General features: G+C 31.2%; 25 protein-coding genes and 1 pseudogene. 21 read left to right on the forward strand and 5 right to left on the reverse strand.

What is annotated here, in order from left to right; genetic code table 11:
- Positions 1-19: 19 nt before the first annotated feature.
- The 4 genes from ACESR5_RS01275 to ACESR5_RS01290 all read left to right on the forward strand — a co-directional run bounded on the left by ACESR5_RS01275 (position 20) and on the right by ACESR5_RS01290 (position 3,653).
- Positions 20-658 carry an RDD family protein gene (locus ACESR5_RS01275; RefSeq protein ID WP_373153844.1) on the forward strand — a complete coding sequence of 213 codons (639 nt, stop codon included), beginning with the start codon at positions 20-22 and terminating at the stop codon, positions 656-658.
- 54 nt (positions 659-712) lie between these two features.
- Positions 713-1,441 (forward strand): MurR/RpiR family transcriptional regulator, encoded by a 729-nt coding sequence (locus tag ACESR5_RS01280; protein ID WP_129736517.1) that lies wholly within the window; start codon positions 713-715, stop codon positions 1,439-1,441.
- Between the two features lie 11 nt (positions 1,442-1,452).
- A complete protein-coding gene (locus ACESR5_RS01285) occupies positions 1,453-1,929 on the forward strand; it encodes an N-acetyltransferase family protein (protein WP_373153845.1) in 477 nt (158 codons plus the stop codon).
- Positions 1,930-2,033: 104 nt separating this feature from the next.
- Complete coding sequence (locus ACESR5_RS01290; RefSeq protein ID WP_087936917.1) at positions 2,034-3,653, forward strand: CTP synthase; 1,620 nt, start codon at positions 2,034-2,036, stop codon at positions 3,651-3,653.
- A gap of 63 nt (positions 3,654-3,716) precedes the next feature.
- Here the strand turns inward: ACESR5_RS01290 and ACESR5_RS01295 are convergent, their stop codons facing one another.
- Complete coding sequence (locus ACESR5_RS01295) at positions 3,717-4,322, reverse strand: DUF4351 domain-containing protein (RefSeq protein ID WP_373153846.1); 606 nt, start codon at positions 4,320-4,322, stop codon at positions 3,717-3,719.
- A 33-nt stretch (positions 4,323-4,355) separates the two neighbouring features.
- A complete protein-coding gene (locus tag ACESR5_RS01300) occupies positions 4,356-4,634 on the reverse strand; it encodes a hypothetical protein (RefSeq protein WP_087936915.1) in 279 nt (92 codons plus the stop codon).
- Positions 4,635-4,882: 248 nt separating this feature from the next.
- Between ACESR5_RS01300 and ACESR5_RS01305 the strand changes: the two genes are divergently transcribed.
- The 5 genes and pseudogenes from ACESR5_RS01305 (at position 4,883) to ACESR5_RS01325 (ending at position 8,743) form a co-directional block, all read left to right on the forward strand.
- The gene (locus ACESR5_RS01305; RefSeq protein WP_373153848.1) at positions 4,883-5,623 is read left to right on the forward strand and encodes a 4Fe-4S binding protein; all 741 of its coding nucleotides are present in this window, start codon (positions 4,883-4,885) and stop codon (positions 5,621-5,623) included.
- Positions 5,624-5,625: 2 nt separating this feature from the next.
- Entirely contained in the window at positions 5,626-6,279 is a 654-nt protein-coding gene (locus ACESR5_RS01310; RefSeq protein WP_087245316.1) for an HAD family hydrolase, read from the forward strand.
- Between the two features lie 24 nt (positions 6,280-6,303).
- Positions 6,304-6,918, forward strand: a pseudogene (locus tag ACESR5_RS01315) (CatB-related O-acetyltransferase).
- A gap of 94 nt (positions 6,919-7,012) precedes the next feature.
- Positions 7,013-7,744 (forward strand): class I SAM-dependent methyltransferase, encoded by a 732-nt coding sequence (locus ACESR5_RS01320; protein ID WP_373153850.1) that lies wholly within the window; start codon positions 7,013-7,015, stop codon positions 7,742-7,744.
- Between the two features lie 3 nt (positions 7,745-7,747).
- Positions 7,748-8,743 carry a Gfo/Idh/MocA family protein gene (locus ACESR5_RS01325; protein WP_373153851.1) on the forward strand — a complete coding sequence of 332 codons (996 nt, stop codon included), beginning with the start codon at positions 7,748-7,750 and terminating at the stop codon, positions 8,741-8,743.
- Here the strand turns inward: ACESR5_RS01325 and ACESR5_RS01330 are convergent.
- Positions 8,738-9,037, reverse strand: coding sequence for a PTS sugar transporter subunit IIB (locus tag ACESR5_RS01330; RefSeq protein ID WP_087245342.1), 300 nt, complete (start codon positions 9,035-9,037; stop codon positions 8,738-8,740). The genes ACESR5_RS01325 and ACESR5_RS01330 overlap by 6 nt on opposite strands.
- 145 nt (positions 9,038-9,182) lie before the next feature.
- Here ACESR5_RS01330 and ACESR5_RS01335 point away from each other — a divergent pair, with 145 nt between their 5' ends.
- Complete coding sequence (locus tag ACESR5_RS01335; protein WP_373153852.1) at positions 9,183-10,214, forward strand: MerR family transcriptional regulator; 1,032 nt, start codon at positions 9,183-9,185, stop codon at positions 10,212-10,214.
- A 78-nt stretch (positions 10,215-10,292) separates the two neighbouring features.
- On the forward strand, positions 10,293-10,919 hold the full coding sequence (locus tag ACESR5_RS01340; protein ID WP_373153854.1) for a GTP pyrophosphokinase family protein: 627 nt from the start codon (positions 10,293-10,295) through the stop codon (positions 10,917-10,919).
- An 8-nt stretch (positions 10,920-10,927) separates the two neighbouring features.
- Here ACESR5_RS01340 and ACESR5_RS01345 read toward each other — a convergent pair whose 3' ends face one another.
- Positions 10,928-12,598 carry a glutamine--tRNA ligase/YqeY domain fusion protein gene (locus ACESR5_RS01345; RefSeq protein ID WP_373153855.1) on the reverse strand — a complete coding sequence of 557 codons (1,671 nt, stop codon included), beginning with the start codon at positions 12,596-12,598 and terminating at the stop codon, positions 10,928-10,930.
- Positions 12,599-12,733: 135 nt separating this feature from the next.
- Here ACESR5_RS01345 and ispF point away from each other — a divergent pair, with 135 nt between their 5' ends.
- From ispF to ACESR5_RS01375, 6 genes are all read left to right on the forward strand, one after another.
- Positions 12,734-13,210: a 2-C-methyl-D-erythritol 2,4-cyclodiphosphate synthase gene (ispF, locus tag ACESR5_RS01350; protein ID WP_373153962.1), complete on the forward strand. Its 477-nt coding sequence runs from the start codon at positions 12,734-12,736 to the stop codon at positions 13,208-13,210.
- Between the two features lie 5 nt (positions 13,211-13,215).
- Complete coding sequence (gltX, locus tag ACESR5_RS01355) at positions 13,216-14,646, forward strand: glutamate--tRNA ligase (RefSeq protein ID WP_087305496.1); 1,431 nt, start codon at positions 13,216-13,218, stop codon at positions 14,644-14,646.
- 83 nt (positions 14,647-14,729) lie between these two features.
- Positions 14,730-15,527, forward strand: coding sequence for a DUF5011 domain-containing protein (locus ACESR5_RS01360; RefSeq protein WP_373153856.1), 798 nt, complete (start codon positions 14,730-14,732; stop codon positions 15,525-15,527).
- Positions 15,517-16,086, forward strand: a complete 570-nt coding sequence (locus ACESR5_RS01365; protein WP_373153857.1) for a rhomboid family intramembrane serine protease — start codon at positions 15,517-15,519, stop codon at positions 16,084-16,086. Before ACESR5_RS01360 ends, ACESR5_RS01365 begins: the two co-directional genes overlap by 11 nt.
- Positions 16,087-16,112: 26 nt before the next feature.
- The gene (locus tag ACESR5_RS01370; RefSeq protein ID WP_373153858.1) at positions 16,113-16,526 is read left to right on the forward strand and encodes a DUF188 domain-containing protein; all 414 of its coding nucleotides are present in this window, start codon (positions 16,113-16,115) and stop codon (positions 16,524-16,526) included.
- Between the two features lie 297 nt (positions 16,527-16,823).
- Positions 16,824-17,132: a UTRA domain-containing protein gene (locus ACESR5_RS01375; RefSeq protein ID WP_373153963.1), complete on the forward strand. Its 309-nt coding sequence runs from the start codon at positions 16,824-16,826 to the stop codon at positions 17,130-17,132.
- Between the two features lies 1 nt (position 17,133).
- Here the strand turns inward: ACESR5_RS01375 and ACESR5_RS01380 are convergent, their stop codons facing one another.
- A complete protein-coding gene (locus tag ACESR5_RS01380) occupies positions 17,134-18,099 on the reverse strand; it encodes a hypothetical protein (RefSeq protein WP_373153859.1) in 966 nt (321 codons plus the stop codon).
- A gap of 125 nt (positions 18,100-18,224) precedes the next feature.
- On the opposite strand from ACESR5_RS01380, the gene ACESR5_RS01385 reads away from it, so the two are divergent.
- The 4 genes from ACESR5_RS01385 to ilvA all read left to right on the forward strand — a co-directional run bounded on the left by ACESR5_RS01385 (position 18,225) and on the right by ilvA (position 21,377).
- Positions 18,225-19,043 (forward strand): Cof-type HAD-IIB family hydrolase, encoded by an 819-nt coding sequence (locus ACESR5_RS01385; protein ID WP_373153861.1) that lies wholly within the window; start codon positions 18,225-18,227, stop codon positions 19,041-19,043.
- A complete protein-coding gene (locus ACESR5_RS01390; protein ID WP_087244772.1) occupies positions 19,043-19,216 on the forward strand; it encodes a DUF4250 domain-containing protein in 174 nt (57 codons plus the stop codon). Before ACESR5_RS01385 ends, ACESR5_RS01390 begins: the two co-directional genes overlap by 1 nt.
- A gap of 329 nt (positions 19,217-19,545) precedes the next feature.
- Positions 19,546-20,058, forward strand: coding sequence for a metallophosphoesterase (locus ACESR5_RS01395; protein WP_168080999.1), 513 nt, complete (start codon positions 19,546-19,548; stop codon positions 20,056-20,058).
- Between the two features lie 116 nt (positions 20,059-20,174).
- On the forward strand, positions 20,175-21,377 hold the full coding sequence (ilvA, locus tag ACESR5_RS01400) for a threonine ammonia-lyase (protein ID WP_087297373.1): 1,203 nt from the start codon (positions 20,175-20,177) through the stop codon (positions 21,375-21,377).
- Positions 21,378-21,433 lie beyond the last annotated feature (56 nt).

Genomic DNA, 21,433 nt, shown 5'->3' on the forward strand with positions numbered 1-21,433 from the left:
GGAAAGGAATAGATGTGAGATGAAAAACTATTTTAATGAATTGAAAAATGAATCCAAGAATCAGACAAGTTATATCAAAAGATTTATAGCTTACGCTATTGACTGGTATGTTGGAGGATTGCTGGCATCTATTCCCCTTATTTTACTTTATATGTCATTACATGAGGATGCTTCATATATACCACAAGTGATTACCATCTTTGAACAACCTTATCAACTGATTGCAGGAGGCTTGTCATTTTCTGTAAGCTTGTTATATTATATTGGGATTCCATTATATACAAAGGGGCAAACATTAGGTAAAAAAATATTAGGATTAAAAATAGTTGGTGATCATTATGGTGATGTCACAATGAAACAAATTCTGCTTAGACAAGGTGTCATGATTTTACTTGTTGAAGGAAGTATTTATACTGCAAGCAATATGTTGCATCAGATGATTAATGTTATGACAGGATTTAATTTTGCTTCATTATATGCTTATATTGGTATTGTTATTAGTTTGATTTCAGTGATTTGTGTTTTTGTATTCAACTCTAAGAAATCTTTGCATGATATTGTCGTAAAAACTTTAGTTGTTGATATTAAATCACCTCAATATACTTATGAAGTAAAGAAGAATAAAAAAATTTGTAAAAAGAAATTGAAACTTTCATAAAATTTATTTAAACTGAACTTAAGTGTTCAGTTTTTTTCTTGAGGAGGTGTTTTGATGGTAACAATAGAAAAATTAAATACTTTAAATGATTTAGAAATGTCTATTTATCATTATGTAGAAGCACATCGTGATGAAGTTGTTAAGCTGAAATTAAAAGATATAGCTGAAGTCATTCATGTTTCTCCTTCGATGATTACACGTACTGCTCAAAAGATAGGTTATGATGGTTTTGTGGAATGGAAAACAGCTATTAAAATGGAAAATAAAAATCACTTACATCATAAAGAGAACAAATTAAATTATATTTTGGATTATTTTCAAAAAGTTGATAATGATGAATTTAATCAAAGTATTCATCAAGCAACACAAATAATCGCTCAATCCAAAGAGGTGATGTTTTGGGGTGTAGGTATTTCAGGAGCTATAGCTAAAGCAGGAGCGTATTTGTTTAATCGTAAAGGGAAAAGAAGTGTTGTGTGTGATGATTTTAGTATGCGTGTACATGGGATGTATAATCATCATGACTGTGCAATCGTTTTAAGTGTATCTGGTGAAACGGATGAAATGATTCAAAGAATCATGTTGTTAAAAAGATGTGGAGTACAAGTGATTATTATAACCAACAGTGCTTCTTCTTCAGGAGCAAAAATGGCAGATTTAGCTATCTGTTATTATGTACCAAGTTCAAGAAATGAGGATTTTTATAGTTCAGCAACACAGGTTCCAGTCATTTATATTTTAGAAAGTTTAGCTGATACATTAGAAGAATATGGGATTATTTAAAAAAGGAGTATATGATGGATATTGAATTTGAAAATGCCAAAAGAAAAGATGTACCTGTTATTTTGCAGTTTATTAAAGAGTTGGCACGTTATGAGAAGTTAGAACATGAAGTGATTGCAAATAAAGCATTATTGGAACAATGGTTATTTGATTATAAGAAAGCTGAAGTGATTTTTGTTGTGAAGGATCATCATAGAATTGGGTTTGCTTTGTTTTTTCATAATTTTTCAACATTTTTAGGACGTGCAGGTCTCTATTTAGAAGATTTGTATATTAAACCAGAATATAGAGGTCATGGATATGGAAAAGCAACGATTAAGGAACTTGTAAGGATTGCTAAAGAAAGAGGCTGTGGAAGAATGGAATGGTGGTGTCTGGATTGGAATCAATCAAGTATTGATTTCTATCTATCTTTAGGAGCAAAGCCAATGGATGAGTGGACAGTATATCGATTGACTGATGATGATTTTGAAAGATTATTACAATAATAAGAAAAAATAATTGCTTTGATAAATAATTTTTGCTAGAATAAGAAAGGGCACTCAGGCTTTCCGCTGGAGTGCATTTTTATTTGAGAAAGGAGATAGTGAAAATGGCTAAATTTATATTTGTGACAGGTGGAGTTGTTTCGGGATTAGGAAAAGGATTGACAGCTGCATCTTTAGGGAGATTGCTTAAACAAAGAGGATTAAAAGTCTTTATGCAAAAGCTTGATCCTTATATTAATGTGGATCCGGGAACAATGTCGCCATTTCAACACGGTGAAGTTTTTGTGACGACAGATGGTGCCGAAACAGACTTGGATTTAGGACATTATGAACGTTTTATTGATGAAGAATTGAATCGTAGTTCATCTATTACAACAGGAAGAATTTATAGCGATGTCATTTCTAAAGAACGTCGTGGAGATTATTTAGGAGCAACTGTACAGGTTGTACCCCATATTACCAATGAGATTAAGGCTAAAATCTATGCAGCGGCTAAAAGTAGTCAGGCTGATATTGTGATTACTGAAATTGGCGGGACAGTTGGAGATATTGAAAGTTTACCTTTTATTGAAGCCATTAGACAAGTCCGTTTAGATATCGGATATAAAAATACTCTTTATATACATACAACATTACTACCTTATATTGGAGCAAGCCATGAGGTCAAAACCAAACCAACACAACATAGTGTTAAAGAACTAAGAGGATATGGTATTCAGCCAGATATTATTGTTTGTCGTAGTGAAAAACATATTGATCAGGAATTAAAAGAAAAAATTTCTTTATTCTGTAATGTCCCAGTAGAAGCTGTTATTTCTAATTATGATGTTGATGTTTTATATGAACTGCCAATGATGTTATTGGATCAACATATGGATGATTTGGTATTGGATCATTTAAGAATAGAAGCTCCAAAAGCTGATATGACTGAATGGCAACAGCTTATTCAACGTGTTAAAGGTCTTAATAAAGAATTAACAATCAAGATGGTTGGAAAATATGTACAATTACCAGATGCTTATTTATCAGTTAATGAAGCTTTACGCCATGCAGGTTATTATGAAAATAGTACCGTACATATTGATTGGATTAATGCTGAAGACATTAATGATGAAAATGTAGGAGACATGTTAAAGGGAGCAGATGGTATCTTGGTTCCTGGTGGCTTTGGACAACGTGGTATTGAAGGAATGATTAAGGCTATTCGCTTTGCAAGAGAAGAAAAGATTCCATTTTTAGGTATTTGTTTAGGAATGCAATTGGCTTCTATTGAGTTTGCAAGACATGTCTGTGGACTTCAAGATGTCAATTCTATTGAATTTGATGAGATGTGTGCAACACCATTAATTCACTTAATGAGTGATCAGACATTGAACGATATGGGTGGTACACAAAGACTAGGAAATTATGATTGTGAGTTATTAAAAGAAAGTCGTGTTCATGAACTATATGGCAAAGACTTGATTCAACAAAGACATAGACATCGTTATGAATTTAATAATAAATATAAAGATATCTTAGAACAACATGGACTTATTTTTTCAGGTAAGAATCCAGAAAGAAATCTTGTGGAAATTATTGAACTGAAAGATCATCCTTATTTTGTAGCGTGTCAATTCCATCCAGAATTTTCATCACGTCCTAATCGTAGTGAACCATTATTTCAAGGTTTGATTACAGCAGCTTATCATAAAAAATACGATGAAAAGAACATTCAAAAATAGAATGTTCTTTTTACATATAAAGTATGAACTTTGTTTTTAGATAATCCATCTATCAAATATACATTAATCAAATGATAAATAACGAAGAATATCTTTTTCACTATGAATATCAAAAATATGTATTGTAAGTGAATCAAGTTGTTCTTGATTGCATGATTTGATTTTTGCAAGGGTATCTTTTGAAAGAAATCCTAATTTTGATTGCAGTTGTTTAATTAAAGTTTGGATGATACTTTCTTTTTTTCCTATTCTTAGATTTTCTTTTCCATAATCTCTGATAGCTTGACACATATCAATCTTTTTCTCCTTTACCTTTTCATAAATTTGTGTGTTTTTTGTAAGTGCTGCGAGTGAGATTGCGATTTCATGACTAACTGTTATATCGTGAGTTTCATCATATTGATGATTGTACAAATATTTCAATCCAGTAATAAGCTCTTTAAGTTTTTGATTGTGAAATCTCTCTGGGTCCAGGTATCTCATTTCAATGAGTGGATAGGATGCAACATTCATATAGTTTTTGAAAACAGGAGGTATGGGCTTCATCATGTCCTCGTATGCTCTAGGAGCACTCCATTTCTTTTGTCCGTAATAGACAACCAATGTCATGACACCCATAATCATCTGATGATTGGATTGGTATAGGAAGAATTGTTGAAGATAATTCATTTCATCATATTCCCTTGTCCTTTGAAACATGCTTCAATCAATTTGAGATTGATGCTCTATACCAATCAGGCACTCATGGTCATCTATTTTTACAAGATAGATATTATCACGTTCACGTTCTCTTGTGATGTTTTGAATGGGGAGATGGGAATCAAGATTGGAATCAGCCAAAGAGATATCGTCAAAGTGAATGATTGCATTTCCATAAAAAAGAATACCATTGATAAAATCGACCACGATATGATGATTTTTAAATAATGTTCTGATACGAATATCAAAAATCTTTTGAAGCTTGTACTTTTTTTGAGACATGAATCATACCTCCTATTATTCATATACGCAAAAAAGGTTCATTTTTCTTCTTTTTTAGATCAATTTGAAAATATTTTTTTCATACAGATATATGATACCATAAAAATTGCTTAAAGCATATATTTTTAAATTTCATATTCAACAAACTGTTATAGCTCATAAATAGTGATTTTTTGAATATTGAATATTTGTTAATGGAAAGTCTTGGAAAATATGTTAGAATAGTGATATGCATAGGAGGAATGTATATGTCTATTCATCTTATTTATTTTAGTGGTACAGGAAGTACTCAAGAAGTTGTACGGTTTATAGGAAAACAATGGGATAAACCTATACAGGAATATGATTTATCAAGAACGGATTTTTCAGCACATGAATTTTCACATGAAGATTTATGTATTGTAGGTGTTCCATCATATGGTGGAAGAGTTCCATCTATTGCTATAGAGCGATTAAAATTATTGAAAGGAAATCAGACACCTGTAATTCTCGTTGTGACTTATGGAAATAGACATTATGATGATACATTTATAGAATTAAAAGATACTTTAGATGAATTAGGATTTATTTGTGAAGGTGCAATGGCTGTTGTTTGTGAACATTCTATTGTCCATGATTATGCGAAAGGAAGACCTAATCAGGAAGATTATCAACATATTCAAAAGTTAGTAGAAACTTTAAAAAACAATCTTCACCCTATTGAAGTTCCAGGACATAGACCTTATAAGGAATTTCATGGAGGACTCAAACCAAAAGTAACTTCTCAGTGTACAAAATGTGGATTATGTGCTAAACTTTATCCTGTAGAAGCCATTGATTGTCATCGTTTACAAGTCACTGATGAAACAAAATGCATTTCATGTATGCGTTGTGTTTCAATTTGTCCAACACATGCAAGGGTTTGTGATTTACAGCAAGTTGAAGTAACACGTCAAAAAATTCAAAAAGTTTGTACTTTGTATAAGCAAAGTGAATTGATAGGAGGTTAATCATGTTAAAGGCGATATTCATTGATCATATGGGAACATTGGTATATGACACAAGTGAATGGTTAACAAAATTATTAGATGAATGTGTAGAAAATTCAAATGAAAAAGATCCACAAAAACTAGGAGAAATGTGGTATCAGAAACATGATGAATTAGTTATGCATTATAATGGAAAAGATTATAAAAATGAGTATGAAATAGCTTTTGAAGCATTTGAAAGCATTAAAGATCAAATAGGTTTACAGGGAGATAGTCAGCATTATTGTGATTTACTTGTTCAACATTGGATTCATACACCAGCATATGATGATTCTTATGATTTTTTTGAACAATGTCCTTTACCTATATATATTATTACGAATAATGATTTACAGTATGTAGAAGAAAATATGAAAAATTTGGAATTAAAACCAAAAGGTATTATTTCCAGTGAAACAACACATTATTATAAACCTGCCAAAGAAATGTTTGAAAAAGCGTTAGAAATAACAAAATTAAAAGCAAGCGAAGCGGTTTATATAGGAGATAGTTACAACAAAGATATGCAATCAGCGAAAAGTGTTGGAATGCGTGCTTTCCTGATTGGACATAAAGACATTGAAGATCCAGATATTACATGTATTGATTCTTTGTTAGATGTTTTTGAGTATTTATAGTCCTTTTTAAGGACTTTTTTCTTTATTCTCACTTTGTGTCGTGTCCTTTTTTTTATTAAAAATGTTGTGAAAGCAAGTCATGTTGAAATTGGTGAATATACTTACTATGATGATGAAGATGCAATTCATTTTGAAAAAAAAGAATATCTTATTTAATTATCCCGAATTTGGCGATCGTTTGATTATTGGAAAGTTTTGTTCGATTGCTTCTGGAACACAATTTATTATGGGTTCAGCCAATCATCGTATCAATAGTGTGTCAACATATCCATTTGCTGTGATGGTGGTGAATGGGCAAAACGAGTTCCTGATCATTTAGCCCAGTTGCCATTTAAAGGATATACAGTCATTGGCAATGATGTCTGGTTTGGGCGACATTGTGTCATTATGCCAGGTGTACATATTGGTGATGGCGCTATTATTGGAGCACATAGTGTTGTGACAAAAGATGTCAAGCCTTATACTATTGTTGGTGGTCATCCTGCGCGATTCATTAGAAAAAGATTTGATGATGAATTGATTGAACTTTCATTACAGTGGAAATGGTGGGATCTCCCTCCAGAACAATTAGTAGATGCTTTGCCGATTTTATGCAATTCAGACTTAGATGAAGTTAAGAAGCAGATTCAATCATTTTAAAAAGATATGGGGAGAATATAAGTCATTAAGCGTATGTGAAAACATATGCTTTTTTTCATGGATATGCTAAGATAAAAGGGAAAGAAGGTTATTTATGAAAGAGAATAAATATGATGATGAAGTCTTTTTTGAAAAATATAGTCAAATGTATCGTTCTATTTACGGACTTCAAGGAGCTGGTGAGTGGCATGAATTTGAAAAGCTACTGCCAGATTTTCAAGGAAAAAGAGTTTTAGATTTAGGCTGTGGATATGGGTGGCATTGTCAATATGCGACGGAACATCATGCGCAATATGTTTTGGGTGTTGATATTTCTAAACGTATGCTAGAAACGGCCAAACAAAAGCATGCACATCCTCAAATAGAATATCGTCAAATCGCTATGGAAGATTTAACATTAGAACCTGATAGTTTTGATGTGGTTTTCAGTTCATTGGCACTACATTATGTCAAAGATTATGAACAATTGGTTCAACATATTGCCAATTGGTTGACAAAGGGTGGAAATTTTGTGTTTTCAGTCGAGCATCCTGTTTTCACATCTTATGGAAATCAGGATTGGTATTACGATGAAAATGGGAATATTTTACATTTTCCAGTTGATTGTTATTTTTATGAAGGACAACGTGAAGCTGTCTTTTTACAAGAAAAAGTAGTGAAATATCATCGTACTTTGACAACGTATCTTGAAACGCTCATGAAACATGGCTTCATGATTCAACATGTTGTTGAACCTCAACCACCTTTAGAAATGATGAATATGGAGGGTATGAAAGATGAAATGCGTAGACCTATGATGTTGTTGATTGCGGTACAAAAGGTGTAAATAATGAAACTAGGAATTGTAGGAAGTGGTATGATTGTGGGTGAATTTCTTTCCTTTATTCATGAAATCAAAGATATTCAACTCATTCATATTTCAGGAACTCAAAGAAGTGAGGAAAAGCTAAAACAGATTGTAGAACAATATAGTTTTGAACGTTATTCTACAAATTATGAACAATTATTAAATGATCAGCATGTCGATACTATCTATATCGCATTACCCAATCATTTGCATTTTGAATTTGCTAAAAGGGCTTTGCAACATCATAAACATGTTATTATAGAAAAACCAATGACATCGACTTATCAGGAAGCATTATTTCTTCAAAAAATCGCCATGGAAAACCATTTGTTTCTATGGGAAGCTATTACAAATCAATATTTACCTCATTATCAATATATAAAAGCTCATCTTCATGAAATAGGAAATATCAAGATTGTACAATGTCATTTCTGTCAGTACTCATCACGCTATCAAAAATTTCTTGAAGGAGATATTTTGCCGGTATTTGATTATACCAAATCAGGTGGCGCATTGATGGATATCAATATTTATAATATTCATTTTGTTGTGGGATTATTTGGTGAACCACAGGATATCCATTATTATCCTTGTATTGAACATCATATTGATACATCGGGTGTTCTTGTTTTACAATATCCACATTTTCAATGTGTATGTATTGGGGCGAAAGATTGTCAATCGCCTTCATTCAATACCATTCAAGGAGAAAAAGGATATTTTTATGTGGATACACCATCAAGTTTTATCAAGACTGTTGAATGGGTTAATCATGATGGAACAAGCATACAAACAGATCATCAACATCAACATGTTATGTATGCTGAAATGCAGGCATTTGTAGATATGTATCAAAATCAAGATTATCAAAGATGTTATGAGATGTTGAAACATAGCTTAACAGTTTGTAAAGTTCAAACTATAGCCAGAAGAAAAGCTGGAATTCTTTTTCCAGCTGATCAAGTGTCATCATTATGAAAGACTGGCAAGTGCTTCTTCTAAAACTTTCTTTGCATTGAATTGAACAAAATCTTCATCACTGATCAAAATAACAGGAGTTCCAGCTTTGGCAAGATCCTCAAATTTAGATACGGAGCTTTTTAGCTGTGGTGTAACAAGTATTAAATCTGCTTGTTCAATAGAATATTCAATCATTGTTTCTGCAGTTGCCCAAATGATAACTTCCATATCTTTTTTAGAAGCTTCATCTTTTAAGGCAGATGCAAACATATTAGAAGTCACACCAGCTTTACAACATAATAAAATTTTCATAAGTTTTTCTCCTTTCTATGTTTCTTTATAATTCTATTTTATCATATTGTTATAAAAAGTGAAAAAACTTCAATCAAATCAAAAAAACTCTTGACTGTAGAGTGACTCCATAGTGTTCAATATAAGTAGAAAGAAGGGAAATAATATGAAAACAAGTGATTTAGAAAGAGAATTAGGGCTAAGTAAACATACCATTCGTTATTATGAAAAAGAAGGTTTTATTACTCCTCAAAGAGATGATAATGGTTATCGTAACTATAGTGATGAAGATTTACAGGTCTTAAAATTAATTAAATTTTTAAGAGGATTAAATATTTCTATTGATGATGTTAAAGCTATTGTTAATGGACATTTAGATTTTCATGAATGTTTAAGAGTCAATCAGATTCATTTGGATAATCAAATAGAAAATATGAAAGAAATTAAAAAAACGATTGATAACTATCATGATAAAGATTTACCATTAATTCCAGCTTTACAGGATATTGAAGAAACCTCACATCATTGGAAGTTAGGTATTCAAAAAACAACCAATACTGTATCGTTAGGAAGAAAGCTAACAAAGGCATGGGCAAAAAGACAAATTATTTATGAAGTATTAGGTTCATTGTTTTTGACAGGAACAGTCATGATCTGGTTAAGGCTTGTTATAGAACAGGCTTGGATATGGTGGACTCTCTTTGCTTTGATGTTTATCACTTTAACCATTGTGTCGATTGGAGTGGCTAATCGTGCAACAGGCCCATCCATGATGTTAGATAACTCTTTAGACCAGTCTGTAGAATTTTTAAGAGATGGTATTCGCTATTATGAATTTAAAGGAATGATGGATAATTTAAAATATTTCTTTGCAGTGTTAGTAGGTAAAGATGAAAAGATTATGCATTATTATCGTTATGAGGATATTGAAAAAGTCAATGTTTATGCAAATCGTAAATATATGAATGTCATGGGAGCAAGTCCTATTGCCTATGAAGTCTATGTTCCTGATTTTGAGTTTTTCTTTAAAGATGGGACAAGATTCTACTTTTTCTGGCCGATGATTTTAGATGATGATGCCAGATATATTGCGACTATCCTAGAAGCAAAAGTGGCTCATATCAATGATAAAAATCATGTTCTATATGCTATGAAACATGGTATTAATTTAACAGATTATATGATAAAGCAGAGTTAATTCTCTGTCTTATTTTTTCACATATTTATATGATAATCCTTTTCATAATCTGACATACAATGATGATTGGGTGATGTTATGGACTTGAAAGATGAATTGAATGATCATAAGACTTTTTGGAAAATAATGCAGCCTTATCGACAGGCTATTAAAGTCATGAAAATGAAGTTAGAAAGTATTGATGATGAATTGAAGTGTGAAAATGGATATAGTCCAATTCATAATATTCAATCACGTATTAAATCTCCTGAAAGTATCATAGACAAACTGCAACGAAAGCAATATCCTTTAGAAAGGCAATCTTTAGAAAAGTTAAATGATATTGCTGGTTTAAGAGTTATTTGTCATTATATCAATGATATTCAATATATTTCTCAATTATTAATCATGCATGATGATATTATATTAGTAAAGAAAATGAATTATATTGATTATCCTAAAGATACAGGTTATCGCTCTTTGCATCTTGTATTAGAGGTACCTGTTTATTTGAAATCTGGAAAAATGAAGCTTCCAGTTGAAATTCAAATGCAAACAATTGCAATGGATTTTTGGGCCAGTTTAGAACATGAAATTTTATATAAAAACAAAGATCAGGTATTACAGGATATTTGTGAAGAACTCCAACAATGTGCCAGTCGTATGGCATTAACAGATTTACAAATGCAAAAAATATATCAGAAAGTACATAAAAAAGATGGGTAGCCCCCATCTTATTTCTTTGGTAATTTAAATGAACTTTTTAAAGAGACAATTCTATTAAAGACAAGATGATCATCAGTAGAATCTTTTGTGTCAACACAGAAATATCCATTTCTTACAAACTGGAATGAATCTCCAGGTTTTGCATCTTCAATAGCTGGTTCAATATAGCAGTTTTCAACAACTGTTAATGAATTTGGATTTAAATTGACACTTCCATCTTCATTGTAAACACCTTTTTCTTCATCCACAAGATTTTCATATAATCTGGCAGTGACTTTCTTTGCGAAAGGTACTGGTACCCAATGAATTGTTCCTTTGACTTTACGACCTGTAAATCCAGTTCCATTTTTTGTGATTGGATCATAAGTACAATGTACAACAGTCACTTTTCCATTTTCATCTTTTTCATAACTTACACATTTAACAAAGTAAGCATTCATTAAACGCACTTCATTACCTGGGAATAAACGGAAATATTTTTTAGGTGGTTCTTCCATAAAGTCATCTCTATCTATCCATAACTCCTTGCAGAATGGAATTTGTTTTACACCTAATTCAGGATTTTCCATATTCACTTGCGCATCTAAGTATTCAACCTGATCTTCTGGGTAGTTGTCAATCACAAGCTTAATAGGATCTAAAACAGCCATAACACGAGGTGCTTTTGGTTTTAAATCATCACGAATACAATATTCAAGCATTGCATAATCAACTGATGAATTGCTTTTTGCGACACCAACTAAATCCATGAAATTCTTTAATGATTCAGGTGTAAATCCTCTTCTTCTTAAAGCAGCAATGGTAACTAATCGTGGATCATCCCATCCATCAACAATACCCTGATCAACTAAACGCTTAATATAACGTTTTCCAGTAATGACATTTGTTAAATAAAGTTTTGCAAATTCAATCTGTTTTGGTGGTTCAGGATATTCAAGTTCTTGGACAACCCAATCATATAAAGGACGGTGATCTTCAAATTCAAGTGTACAGATAGAATGAGTGATATGTTCAATCGCATCTTCAATAGGATGAGCAAAATCATACATTGGATAAATACACCATTGATCACCAGTGTTATGATGTGTCATTCTGGCAATTCTATAAATAATCGGATCACGCATATTGATATTTGGTGAAGCCATATCAATTTTAGCACGTAAGACTTTGCTTCCATCTTCAAATTCACCATTTTTCATTCTTTCAAACAAATCAAGGTTTTCTTCAATACTACGATCACGATAAGGTGAATTTTTTCCTGGTTCTGTTAATGTTCCACGGTATTCTTTGATTTGTTCAGCTGTTAAATCACAAACATAGGCTTTTCCTTTTTTGATTAACTTTACTGCAGCTTCATACATATCTTCAAAATAATCAGAAGCAAACTTGATTTCACCATCATATTGAGCACCTAACCATTCCACATCTTTAACAATAGAGTCAACGAATTCAGTCTTTTCTTTTGTTGGATTTGTATCATCGAAGCGAAGATTAAAAGTTCCGTTATATTTTTTAGCGAGTCCATAATTTAATAAGATAGACTTCGCATGTCCAATATGTAAATATCCATTAGGTTCAGGTGGAAAACGTGTAGCAACTTTTGTGTATGTTCCTTCCTCTAAATCTTTATCTATAATTCTTTCAATAAAATTTTTACTTATAACTTCTTTATTATCCATGTGTCCAACCTTCCTTGTTTCAATATATGCTTTAGTTTACCATATTTTTTGAAAATATAAAACAGTTTCATAAGATATAGTTTTGTATATTCATCTTATTTGTGCTAGAATAGGGCAGAAAGGATGATGTGTATGATGAGAATTGGACAATCTATTGATATTCATCAGTTAGTAGAAGGTAGACCACTTATCTTAGGTGGGGTGGAAATTCCTTACGAAAAAGGTTTAAAAGGACATAGCGATGCGGATGTTTTGCTTCATGCGATTATTGAAAGTATTATCGGTGCCATGGGACTTGGTGATATTGGAAAGCATTTTCCAGATACAGACCCTAAATACAAAGGGATTTCATCCATGTTATTATTAGAATATACGTATCAGATGATGAAAAAAGAAGGTTACCAGATTGGAAATATTGATAGCTTAATTTTGTGTGAAGAACCTAAGATGGCTCCACATATTGCCAAGATGAAAGACAATGTTGCTCGTGTTCTTCATTGTGACATCACACAAGTTAATATTAAAGCCACAAGAGGCGAAAAGATGGGCTTTGTTGGAAGAAAAGAAGGTATTGTTGCCCAGAGTGTTGTATTATTAAATAAGGAAGGATAGAGAAAATGAGTAAAGTACGTACAAGATTTGCCCCAAGTCCAACAGGTTATATGCATATTGGGAATTTAAGAACAGCTTTGTATGAATATTTGATTGCAAAACATGATGGTGGGGATTTCATTTTAAGAATTGAAGATACTGACCAGCAAAGAGAAGTTGCTGGGGCAGTTGATATGATTTATGATGTTCTTGATAAGACAGGTTTACATTATGATGAAGGACCAGATAAACCAGGAGATGTAGGACCTTATATTCAATCACAAAGATTAGCTATTTATAAAGAATATGCTGATAAATTAGTAGAATTAGGTGGCGCACATTATTGTTTCTGTGATGAAGAAACAATTGAAGAAGCAAAAAAAGAAAATGCTGATCATGAAGAATTAGGGTATATCGACCCATGTAAATCATTATCTTTAGAAGAAGCAAAACAAAGAATTGCTAATGGTGAAAAATATGTTGTCAGACAAACAATTCCAAGTACAGGAGTCACTTCTTTTGATGATGAAGTTTATGGACATATTGAAGTTGAAAATGCAGGATTATCTGAAGGTGTATTGTTAAAGAGTGATGGATATCCAACATATAATTTTGCTAATATTGTTGATGATCATTTAATGAATATTACACATGTTGTCAGAGGAAATGAATATTTGTCTTCTACACCTAAATATAATTTGATATATCAGGCATTTGGATGGGAACCACCAGTTTATATTCACTGTCCACCTGTGATGAAAGATGAAACACATAAATTAAGTAAGCGTAATGGGGATGCTTCTTATCAGGATTTAATTTCAAAAGGATATTTAAGTGAAGCTATTTTGAATTATATTGCATTGTTAGGATGGTCACCAAAAGAAGAAAAAGAATTATTTACATTGGATGAATTGATTCAATCATTTAGTGTTGATCGTATCTCTAAATCAGGGGCTATTTTTGATAACGATAAATTAAAATGGATGAATAGCCAATATTTAAAAGAAAAAACTTTAGATGAATTGGTTGATTTGTGTCTACCATTCTTACAAAAGGCTTATGATTTATCTGATAAGAGTGATGAATGGATCAGACAGTTAATTGATGTTCATCGTGATCATATCAGTTATGGTGAAGAAATTGTTGAACAGGTTGCATTATTCTTTGAAGATGACATGCAGATCAGTGAAGAAGCTCAAGAATTTATGCAGGATGAATCTATTCCAAATACATTAGCGGTGTTTAAATCACATTTAGAACAATTATCAGATGAAGAATTTGATGCAGATCATATCTTTGCATGTATCAAGGCAACACAAAAAGAAGCAAAAGCAAAAGGAAAGATGTTATATATGCCAATTCGTATTGCAACGACTGGTATTATGCATGGACCAGATTTAACAAAATCAATTGCTTTGCTTGGAAAAACAAAAGTTTTATCAAGATTAGAAGGGTAATCCCTTCTTTTTTCAAAAGAAAAAGCATTAGACACAAAAATTTCATATTTTAGTGATATAATATTTAATAGGGGGTGTATACTATGCAGAATAAAATTATTGTTTCAATTTTAACCTTTTTTATTCTTGTTGATACAATATTAATTTATTTAGCATTAACAATTTCCCCAATTAAATTAAAAAGAAATGTTTTTACATTTCAATATGGACAAGTTATTCCTACAGATGTTAGTGAATATGTCAATGCGAATCATTCAGTCTTAGAAAATGTGAAATTAGATTTATCACATGTTTCAAAGGAAGTTGGAACATATCAGGCATCTATTACTTATTTTAATGAAACACAATATTTTGAGATTGTGGTAGAAGATACAATTAAACCTAAGTTTCAATTAAAGAAAGTAGAATGGCATGTTCAGTTAGGTGAAACACTTCAAGCTGAAGACTTGATTGAAAATGTTGAAGACCATTCACTTACAAAGGTTTATTTCTATGATGAAAAAAGTGGTAAAAAGAGTGAAATAAAATCTTTTGAAATTGAAGGAACACAGATTGAACGTATCATTGTAGAAGATCAGCATGGCAACCAGTCAAGTTCTTTAAGAGTCAAGGTTGTTGTAGAAAAAAATGCTATTGCACCAACAATTAAAGGTATTGAAAACCTTGAAATTCATGTTGGAGAGAGTGTGGATTTATATGATGGTGTTTATGCGACAGATGATATTGAAGGAGATATTACATCACGTCTGATTGTCGATGGACATGTTGATAATCAAGTACCAGGAATCTATGAGATTATGTATACGGTTAGTGATAAAGATGGAAATACGACACAAGTCGTAAGAACAATTACAGTTATAGAGGTAGAAGATGATAACTAATATTTATGTATTAATTTGTGCAGTTATATTTATATATATTCAGTTTATACAACATGATGATAAATGGAGTTGTGCATTAAAATTAGGAGGATTTTATCCTCCTTATATTCAAGAACGTCATCAATATTGGCGTTTTATAACATGTCACTTTATACATGCAGAATTCTTTCACTTTTTAATGAATGCATATGCATTATATCAGGTAGGACATTTTCTAGAGGCTTGTCTAGGAACAGTTCCTTACTTGTATCTGGTTATTATATCCATGATATTAAGTTCATTATTAAGTTATAGTGCATCACAAATTTCATCACGTTATTATCAGACTTTAACGATTGGAGCTAGTGGTGTTGTTTTTGGATTTTTTGGAGCTATCATTGCTTTAGGATATATTTTAGGTGGTCCATTTATGAGTGTATTAAATGATTTTGCATTTGTGATTATTATCAATCTGATTTATACATTCATGGATAGACGTATTTCTAAAACGGGTCATATCGGCGGACTTATTGGTGGTATTGTCGCTATAGTTTTGATTTTGGCACTACATATTGTATGAGAGTGATTGTTGATGGCGATGCTGCCATGTATAAAAATGACATTTATCAATTGACATTAGACTATCAAATAGAGATGTTTGTGTATTTAGATTATGCCCATTTATTAAAGGATGCCCCTTATCCTGTTATAGAATGTGAAATTGGTAAAGATAGTGTTGATATGCGTATTTTATCTGATTTGAAAAAAGGGGATTTACTCATTACTCAAGACTATGGGTTGGCAGCCCTGGCATTAGGAAAAGGCGCTTATGTTTTACATGTCTCAGGGCTAAAAATCACATCACAGAATATTGATGAGCTTTTATTAAGACGTTATATTGGGGCTCATCAAAGAAAAAGTCATAAGCATATCAAAGGTCCATCTAAACCAACAAAAGAGAATAAGGATTATTTTTTAAAACAGTTAGAAACTATTTTGAGTATTTCGTTAAAAAGGTGATAATGTTTCATTCATTTGATGATAAAACATAGTCACTATAGATTGATTATTAATGACGTAGTTGATTAAGTGTTTTGATTTAAGTGATGATTCGCTTTGATATAATGAACTCACTATATAGTATTTAATTGTAGAGAGGTATCGAAGACGTGTAAGTAATAAATCATTTCTTTGTATTGAAATAAAAAATATTTTTATTGAATGATTAATTTTTTTGAATACGACTTAAAAGCGTCCATTTGGACGCTTTTTGGTCTTCTTATTCGTCTGCGTTTATTGCATAAAGAACTCTATTGAATAGAATATTTAAAAGTTCCAGTTCAAGTTATACCCCATTTAACAGAAGAGATTTTATTATCTTCGTTTTATAATGATATAAAGGAAGATCTTAAACTCAAGATTGTTGGTGCTAATCGTAAGATTAGGGCTGATTTACCAAACAACTTGGAAGTCGAATACTTAAAATGTACACCAACAACACCTATGCTTGAAGTACAACAAGTAACGTATTTAAATAATGGACTCCTTTTGAATATGTTCGTTCACGTCATACGTATGGTAAAAGGTCTGTCCTTGTTCAAAGTCTTTATAATGTTGATTAGATGAATTATATTTTGGCTTCTGCCCATTCAAAAATTGTTTTGATTTGAGGTGGAAGATCATTATGAGATGATAGTATTTGTTTTTTGAGTTGAAGGACTTCTTCAGGTTGATTATGAATATAAGCGACATAAAGAGAAACAATCAAAGTTAATGTTTTGATATTTTCTCTTTGGTGTAAACGAGGATGACTTTGATAAAGAGTTTGAAACTTTGTATAAGCATCCTCAAACTTTTCAAGATCCTGTAGCATTGCTAAGTGAGCAATGCAATGTTCATAGTAATAAAGTTTTGTAAGGGCAGGAAGTCTTTTGGCATTTTGTTTCCATATAAGTAAAAAATCATAGGCTTCCTGAGGATAACCCAATCTTCCCAATGCTGATGAAACATTCATAAGTGTATTGTAACTCAAGATTGCTTTTTGAAAGACAGGGATACAACAAAGATGATAAGTCATTTGAATATAGAGTTTATAATCATGGTATAAATAGGACTGATAATATGTTTTTTCAATATGCGTATAGATGTATGCATATACAAATACAATTATCAACAAACAGACTATAAACAACAAGAAGATCATACTTATAGGCTGATCAAAGATAATACGCATAATAATATAATAAGAAAAAACAATAGCCATGATATTTAAACAGAAATAATAGACTAATAAGGCGAAGATACGTTTTTGAGCGTATATTGTAGCGTAAGATAAAGATTGCAAATGTTGAATATCTGGATGTTTGGCAAGAAAGTTTTCTAACCAGTCATGAATAGCTGGTATTTTTTTATTTTGAGAAAAATACATGATCCATTGTATCAATATGATACTTATAAAAACGATTGTATAGATTATACGAAAGATAGGTGTATAAGTATAAACATTAATACGCAAGAAGAAAAAGAGATATATAAAGAATGATAGTATTGTGAGAATAATCATCTGATTTCTTAATTTGTTTTTGAGATTCATTTTTATCCCCTCCTGATAGTCATTATACTATAAATATGCTTATAAAATATGTGATTATCTTGGAAAATAGAATATAGACAAATGATACAAAATTTTATAAGATAGTAAAAAAACAGGAGGTTATGATGAAATATAAATTGATCGCATTAGATTTAGATGGGACTTTAAAGAATTCTGATAATCAAATCACTGCTAAAACAAAAGAATCTTTAATCGAAGTTCAAAAACAGGGAGTTAAGATTGTTTTGGCTTCAGGTAGACCAACAGCAGGACTTAGACATGAAGCTAAAGAATTATTGTTGGATGAATTTGGTGGATATTTACTTTCTTTTAATGGTGCCAGAGTGGGAACTGTACCGAATCAGGAAACAGTATATGAACAAACATTATCTATTGAAGAAGCTAAAAAGGTGTATATACAAGCTAAACAATACAACTTAGCTTGTATGACATATAAAAATGATAGTATCTATACAGAAGATATTGACGATGAGTATGTTTGCATTGAAGCAAAAATTAATGATATAAGAAAATATCAGGTTTCATCTTTTATTGATATATTAGAAAATCCTATACATAAAGTTTTATTAACGGGAACACCAGAATATATTGCTTCTATTGAAGAAGAATTTAAAAAGCCTTTTGGAAATGAATTAAGTATTTATCGTAGTGCACCATTCTTTTTAGAAGTGATGGCCAAAAATATAGATAAAGCAGCATCTCTTGATCGTTTAGCTAAGAGTTTAGGCATTAAACAAGAAGAGGTCATAGCTTTTGGAGATGGCTATAACGATTTAAGTATGATTGAATATGCAGGACTTGGCGTTGCGATGGAAAATGCAGTTGAAGAAGTGAAGCAACGTGCAAAAGTCGTAACGAAATCAAATAATGAAGATGGTATTGCATATGTTTTATCACAAATCTATGAAGGAGTTGAATACTAATGTTACCTAAAGATCCAGCCATGCTTTTAAGTTTTATCAATATGAAACTGAGAGATCAATATGATTCATTAGAATCATTATGTGATGATTTGGATGTTTCACAGGATGAAGTTATCCAAACATTACAAAAGATTGATTACATCTACGATGAACAATTAAATCAATTTAAATAAAAAAGCCTCTACAAATATGAGAAGAATTTTGTTATTTGAGTGTTCTAATAACGAGATTCATTTCATATTATAGAGGTTTATTTTTTTAAAAGAATACTCTTTTTATAACAAACGTCATTTGAAATACATTTGTTATATAAGGTTTACTGATAATTGTGTTTTTTTATGGGAATTAAACTCATTTTAGATTGGAAATAAGTATAGTATCTTATTCATATGACTTTTTATATCAGAAAAATCTTAATAAAATATTAACATGTCATGAAAGGTGTGTTATCGTAAAGGTATGGTTTATCAACTATACCTTTTATTGTCATGGAGGTGATCAAATGATTTATTTTACAAGTGATTTACATTTAGGACATCAAAATGCTCTGCGTTTATGCAATAGACCATTTCAAGATGTTGATGAGATGAATAGAACATTGATACAAAACTGGAATCAGTTTGTAAAAAAGAATGATTTTATCTATATCTTAGGAGATTTAACAATGAAATTGTCTTTAGATGAAGCTAATCAGATCATTTCAAAGTTAAATGGAAGAAAAATATTAGTAAAAGGGAATCATGATAAAAAGTATGATGAATGTTTGTTTGAAGAAGTCTGTGATTATAAAGAACTAAAGTATCAAAAGAAATTTCTTGTTTTATCACATTATCCTTTTTTAGAGTGGAATCATTCTTTTAGAGGTTCTATTCATTTACATGGACATCAACATAATGATAGGAGCTATAATTTAAAAATGAGAGAAGAAGGTATTTATAGATATGATGTTGGTGTGGATGCGCATGAATATAGACCTGTAAGTATTGATGAAATTTTTAATTTCTTTCATATATAAATTTGTATTTAACTAAATCATAAGTATAGTATTTATGAATATGAAAAAAATTAATTCAAATCTATAATGAGTTATGTTATAATGTTGAAAGTATATGAAAGAGAGGGAGATTCAATATGTTAGATTTAAAGCATTTTCAAGAAGCCAAAAAGAGAGTTGATGAAGTCATTATTCCTACTCCCTTAATATATAGTGAAGCTTTTTCAAAGGAATGTAAAAATCAGGTTTATATCAAACCTGAAAATTTACAGAGAACAGGTGCTTTTAAAATAAGAGGGGCTTATAATAAGATTGTCAAAATGGATGATGAAGCGAAAGCTAAAGGTTTAATTGCTTCTTCGGCTGGGAATCATGCTCAAGGGGTGGCATACGCAGCTTCTAAATTAGGTGTCAAGGCCACAATTGTAATGCCTCAACATACACCATTAATTAAAGTAGAAGCAACAGAAGCACATGGAGCTGAGGTTGTTTTGGCTGGTGAAGTTTATGATGAAGCCTATCAGAAAGCTTGTGATTTACAAAAGGAACATGGATATACATTTGTACATCCATTTAATGATGAAGATGTCATTGAAGGGCAAGGAACAATTGCGTTAGAAATACTTGAAGAATTGCCTGAAGCAGATATTATCTTAGTGCCAATTGGTGGTGGTGGATTGATTTCAGGGATTGCCTGTGCTGCCAAACAAATCAAGCCAACAATCAAGATTATTGGAGTAGAACCAGAAGGTGCTGCCAGTGCTTTAGCGGCTATTAATGAAGATCAGGTTGTGGCTTTAAAAGAAGCCAATACAATTGCTGATGGGACAGCCGTTAAAGAAATTGGTGATATGACTTTTGATTATATTAAAGAATATGTGGATGGTATTATTACGGTTTCTGATTATGAATTGATGGATGCGTTCTTATTGCTTGTGGAAAAACATAAACTGATCGCTGAAAATTCAGGTATTTTATCTCTTGCAGCATTAAAGAAATTAAATGAAAAGAATAAAAAAGTTGTATCATTGATTAGTGGTGGAAATATTGATGTTTTAACAATTTCTTCAATGATTAATAAGGGATTGATTGCTAGAGGTCGTGTCTTTACATTTACTGTACAGTTATTAGATAAACCTGGTGAACTTGAATATGTATCTCATGTTTTAGCTCAATGTAATGCGAATGTTATTGGTGTGGAACATAACCAGTTTAAGAACTTTGCACGTTTCTCTGAAGTGGAATTACGTGTCACTTGTGAAACCAATGGAGAAAAGCATATACAAAGAATTATAGATACATTTGCCAAAGAGGGATATGAAATCACAAGAATAAATTGATAATATATTATCTTTTTGATTATTATTTATCATTTTCTTGAATGTATAAATACAAA

Origin of the sequence: Clostridium sp. AUH-JLR23 (assembly GCF_964238065.1) — a bacterium.
GTDB classification, from domain to species: Bacteria; Bacillota_I; Bacilli_A; order Erysipelotrichales; family Coprobacillaceae; genus Allocoprobacillus; species Allocoprobacillus merdigallinarum.

What these genes read in the sequence shown, in the direction of transcription:
- ACESR5_RS01275 (WP_373153844.1), top strand. Translation starts at nt 20, where the DNA reads ATGAAAAACTATTTTAATGAATTGAAAAATGAATCCAAGAATCAGACA.
- ACESR5_RS01280 (WP_129736517.1), top strand. Translation starts at nt 713, where the DNA reads ATGGTAACAATAGAAAAATTAAATACTTTAAATGATTTAGAAATGTCT.
- ACESR5_RS01285 (WP_373153845.1), top strand. Translation starts at nt 1,453, where the DNA reads ATGATGGATATTGAATTTGAAAATGCCAAAAGAAAAGATGTACCTGTT.
- ACESR5_RS01290 (WP_087936917.1), top strand. Translation starts at nt 2,034, where the DNA reads ATGGCTAAATTTATATTTGTGACAGGTGGAGTTGTTTCGGGATTAGGA.
- ACESR5_RS01295 (WP_373153846.1), bottom strand. Translation starts at nt 4,322, where the DNA reads ATGAATTATCTTCAACAATTCTTCCTATACCAATCCAATCATCAGATG.
- ACESR5_RS01300 (WP_087936915.1), bottom strand. Translation starts at nt 4,634, where the DNA reads ATGTCTCAAAAAAAGTACAAGCTTCAAAAGATTTTTGATATTCGTATC.
- ACESR5_RS01305 (WP_373153848.1), top strand. Translation starts at nt 4,883, where the DNA reads ATGTCTATTCATCTTATTTATTTTAGTGGTACAGGAAGTACTCAAGAA.
- ACESR5_RS01310 (WP_087245316.1), top strand. Translation starts at nt 5,626, where the DNA reads ATGTTAAAGGCGATATTCATTGATCATATGGGAACATTGGTATATGAC.
- ACESR5_RS01320 (WP_373153850.1), top strand. Translation starts at nt 7,013, where the DNA reads ATGAAAGAGAATAAATATGATGATGAAGTCTTTTTTGAAAAATATAGT.
- ACESR5_RS01325 (WP_373153851.1), top strand. Translation starts at nt 7,748, where the DNA reads ATGAAACTAGGAATTGTAGGAAGTGGTATGATTGTGGGTGAATTTCTT.
- ACESR5_RS01330 (WP_087245342.1), bottom strand. Translation starts at nt 9,037, where the DNA reads ATGAAAATTTTATTATGTTGTAAAGCTGGTGTGACTTCTAATATGTTT.
- ACESR5_RS01335 (WP_373153852.1), top strand. Translation starts at nt 9,183, where the DNA reads ATGAAAACAAGTGATTTAGAAAGAGAATTAGGGCTAAGTAAACATACC.
- ACESR5_RS01340 (WP_373153854.1), top strand. Translation starts at nt 10,293, where the DNA reads ATGGACTTGAAAGATGAATTGAATGATCATAAGACTTTTTGGAAAATA.
- ACESR5_RS01345 (WP_373153855.1), bottom strand. Translation starts at nt 12,598, where the DNA reads ATGGATAATAAAGAAGTTATAAGTAAAAATTTTATTGAAAGAATTATA.
- ispF (WP_373153962.1), top strand. Translation starts at nt 12,734, where the DNA reads ATGAGAATTGGACAATCTATTGATATTCATCAGTTAGTAGAAGGTAGA.
- gltX (WP_087305496.1), top strand. Translation starts at nt 13,216, where the DNA reads ATGAGTAAAGTACGTACAAGATTTGCCCCAAGTCCAACAGGTTATATG.
- ACESR5_RS01360 (WP_373153856.1), top strand. Translation starts at nt 14,730, where the DNA reads ATGCAGAATAAAATTATTGTTTCAATTTTAACCTTTTTTATTCTTGTT.
- ACESR5_RS01365 (WP_373153857.1), top strand. Translation starts at nt 15,517, where the DNA reads ATGATAACTAATATTTATGTATTAATTTGTGCAGTTATATTTATATAT.
- ACESR5_RS01370 (WP_373153858.1), top strand. Translation starts at nt 16,113, where the DNA reads ATGTATAAAAATGACATTTATCAATTGACATTAGACTATCAAATAGAG.
- ACESR5_RS01380 (WP_373153859.1), bottom strand. Translation starts at nt 18,099, where the DNA reads ATGAATCTCAAAAACAAATTAAGAAATCAGATGATTATTCTCACAATA.
- ACESR5_RS01385 (WP_373153861.1), top strand. Translation starts at nt 18,225, where the DNA reads ATGAAATATAAATTGATCGCATTAGATTTAGATGGGACTTTAAAGAAT.
- ACESR5_RS01390 (WP_087244772.1), top strand. Translation starts at nt 19,043, where the DNA reads ATGTTACCTAAAGATCCAGCCATGCTTTTAAGTTTTATCAATATGAAA.
- ACESR5_RS01395 (WP_168080999.1), top strand. Translation starts at nt 19,546, where the DNA reads ATGATTTATTTTACAAGTGATTTACATTTAGGACATCAAAATGCTCTG.
- ilvA (WP_087297373.1), top strand. Translation starts at nt 20,175, where the DNA reads ATGTTAGATTTAAAGCATTTTCAAGAAGCCAAAAAGAGAGTTGATGAA.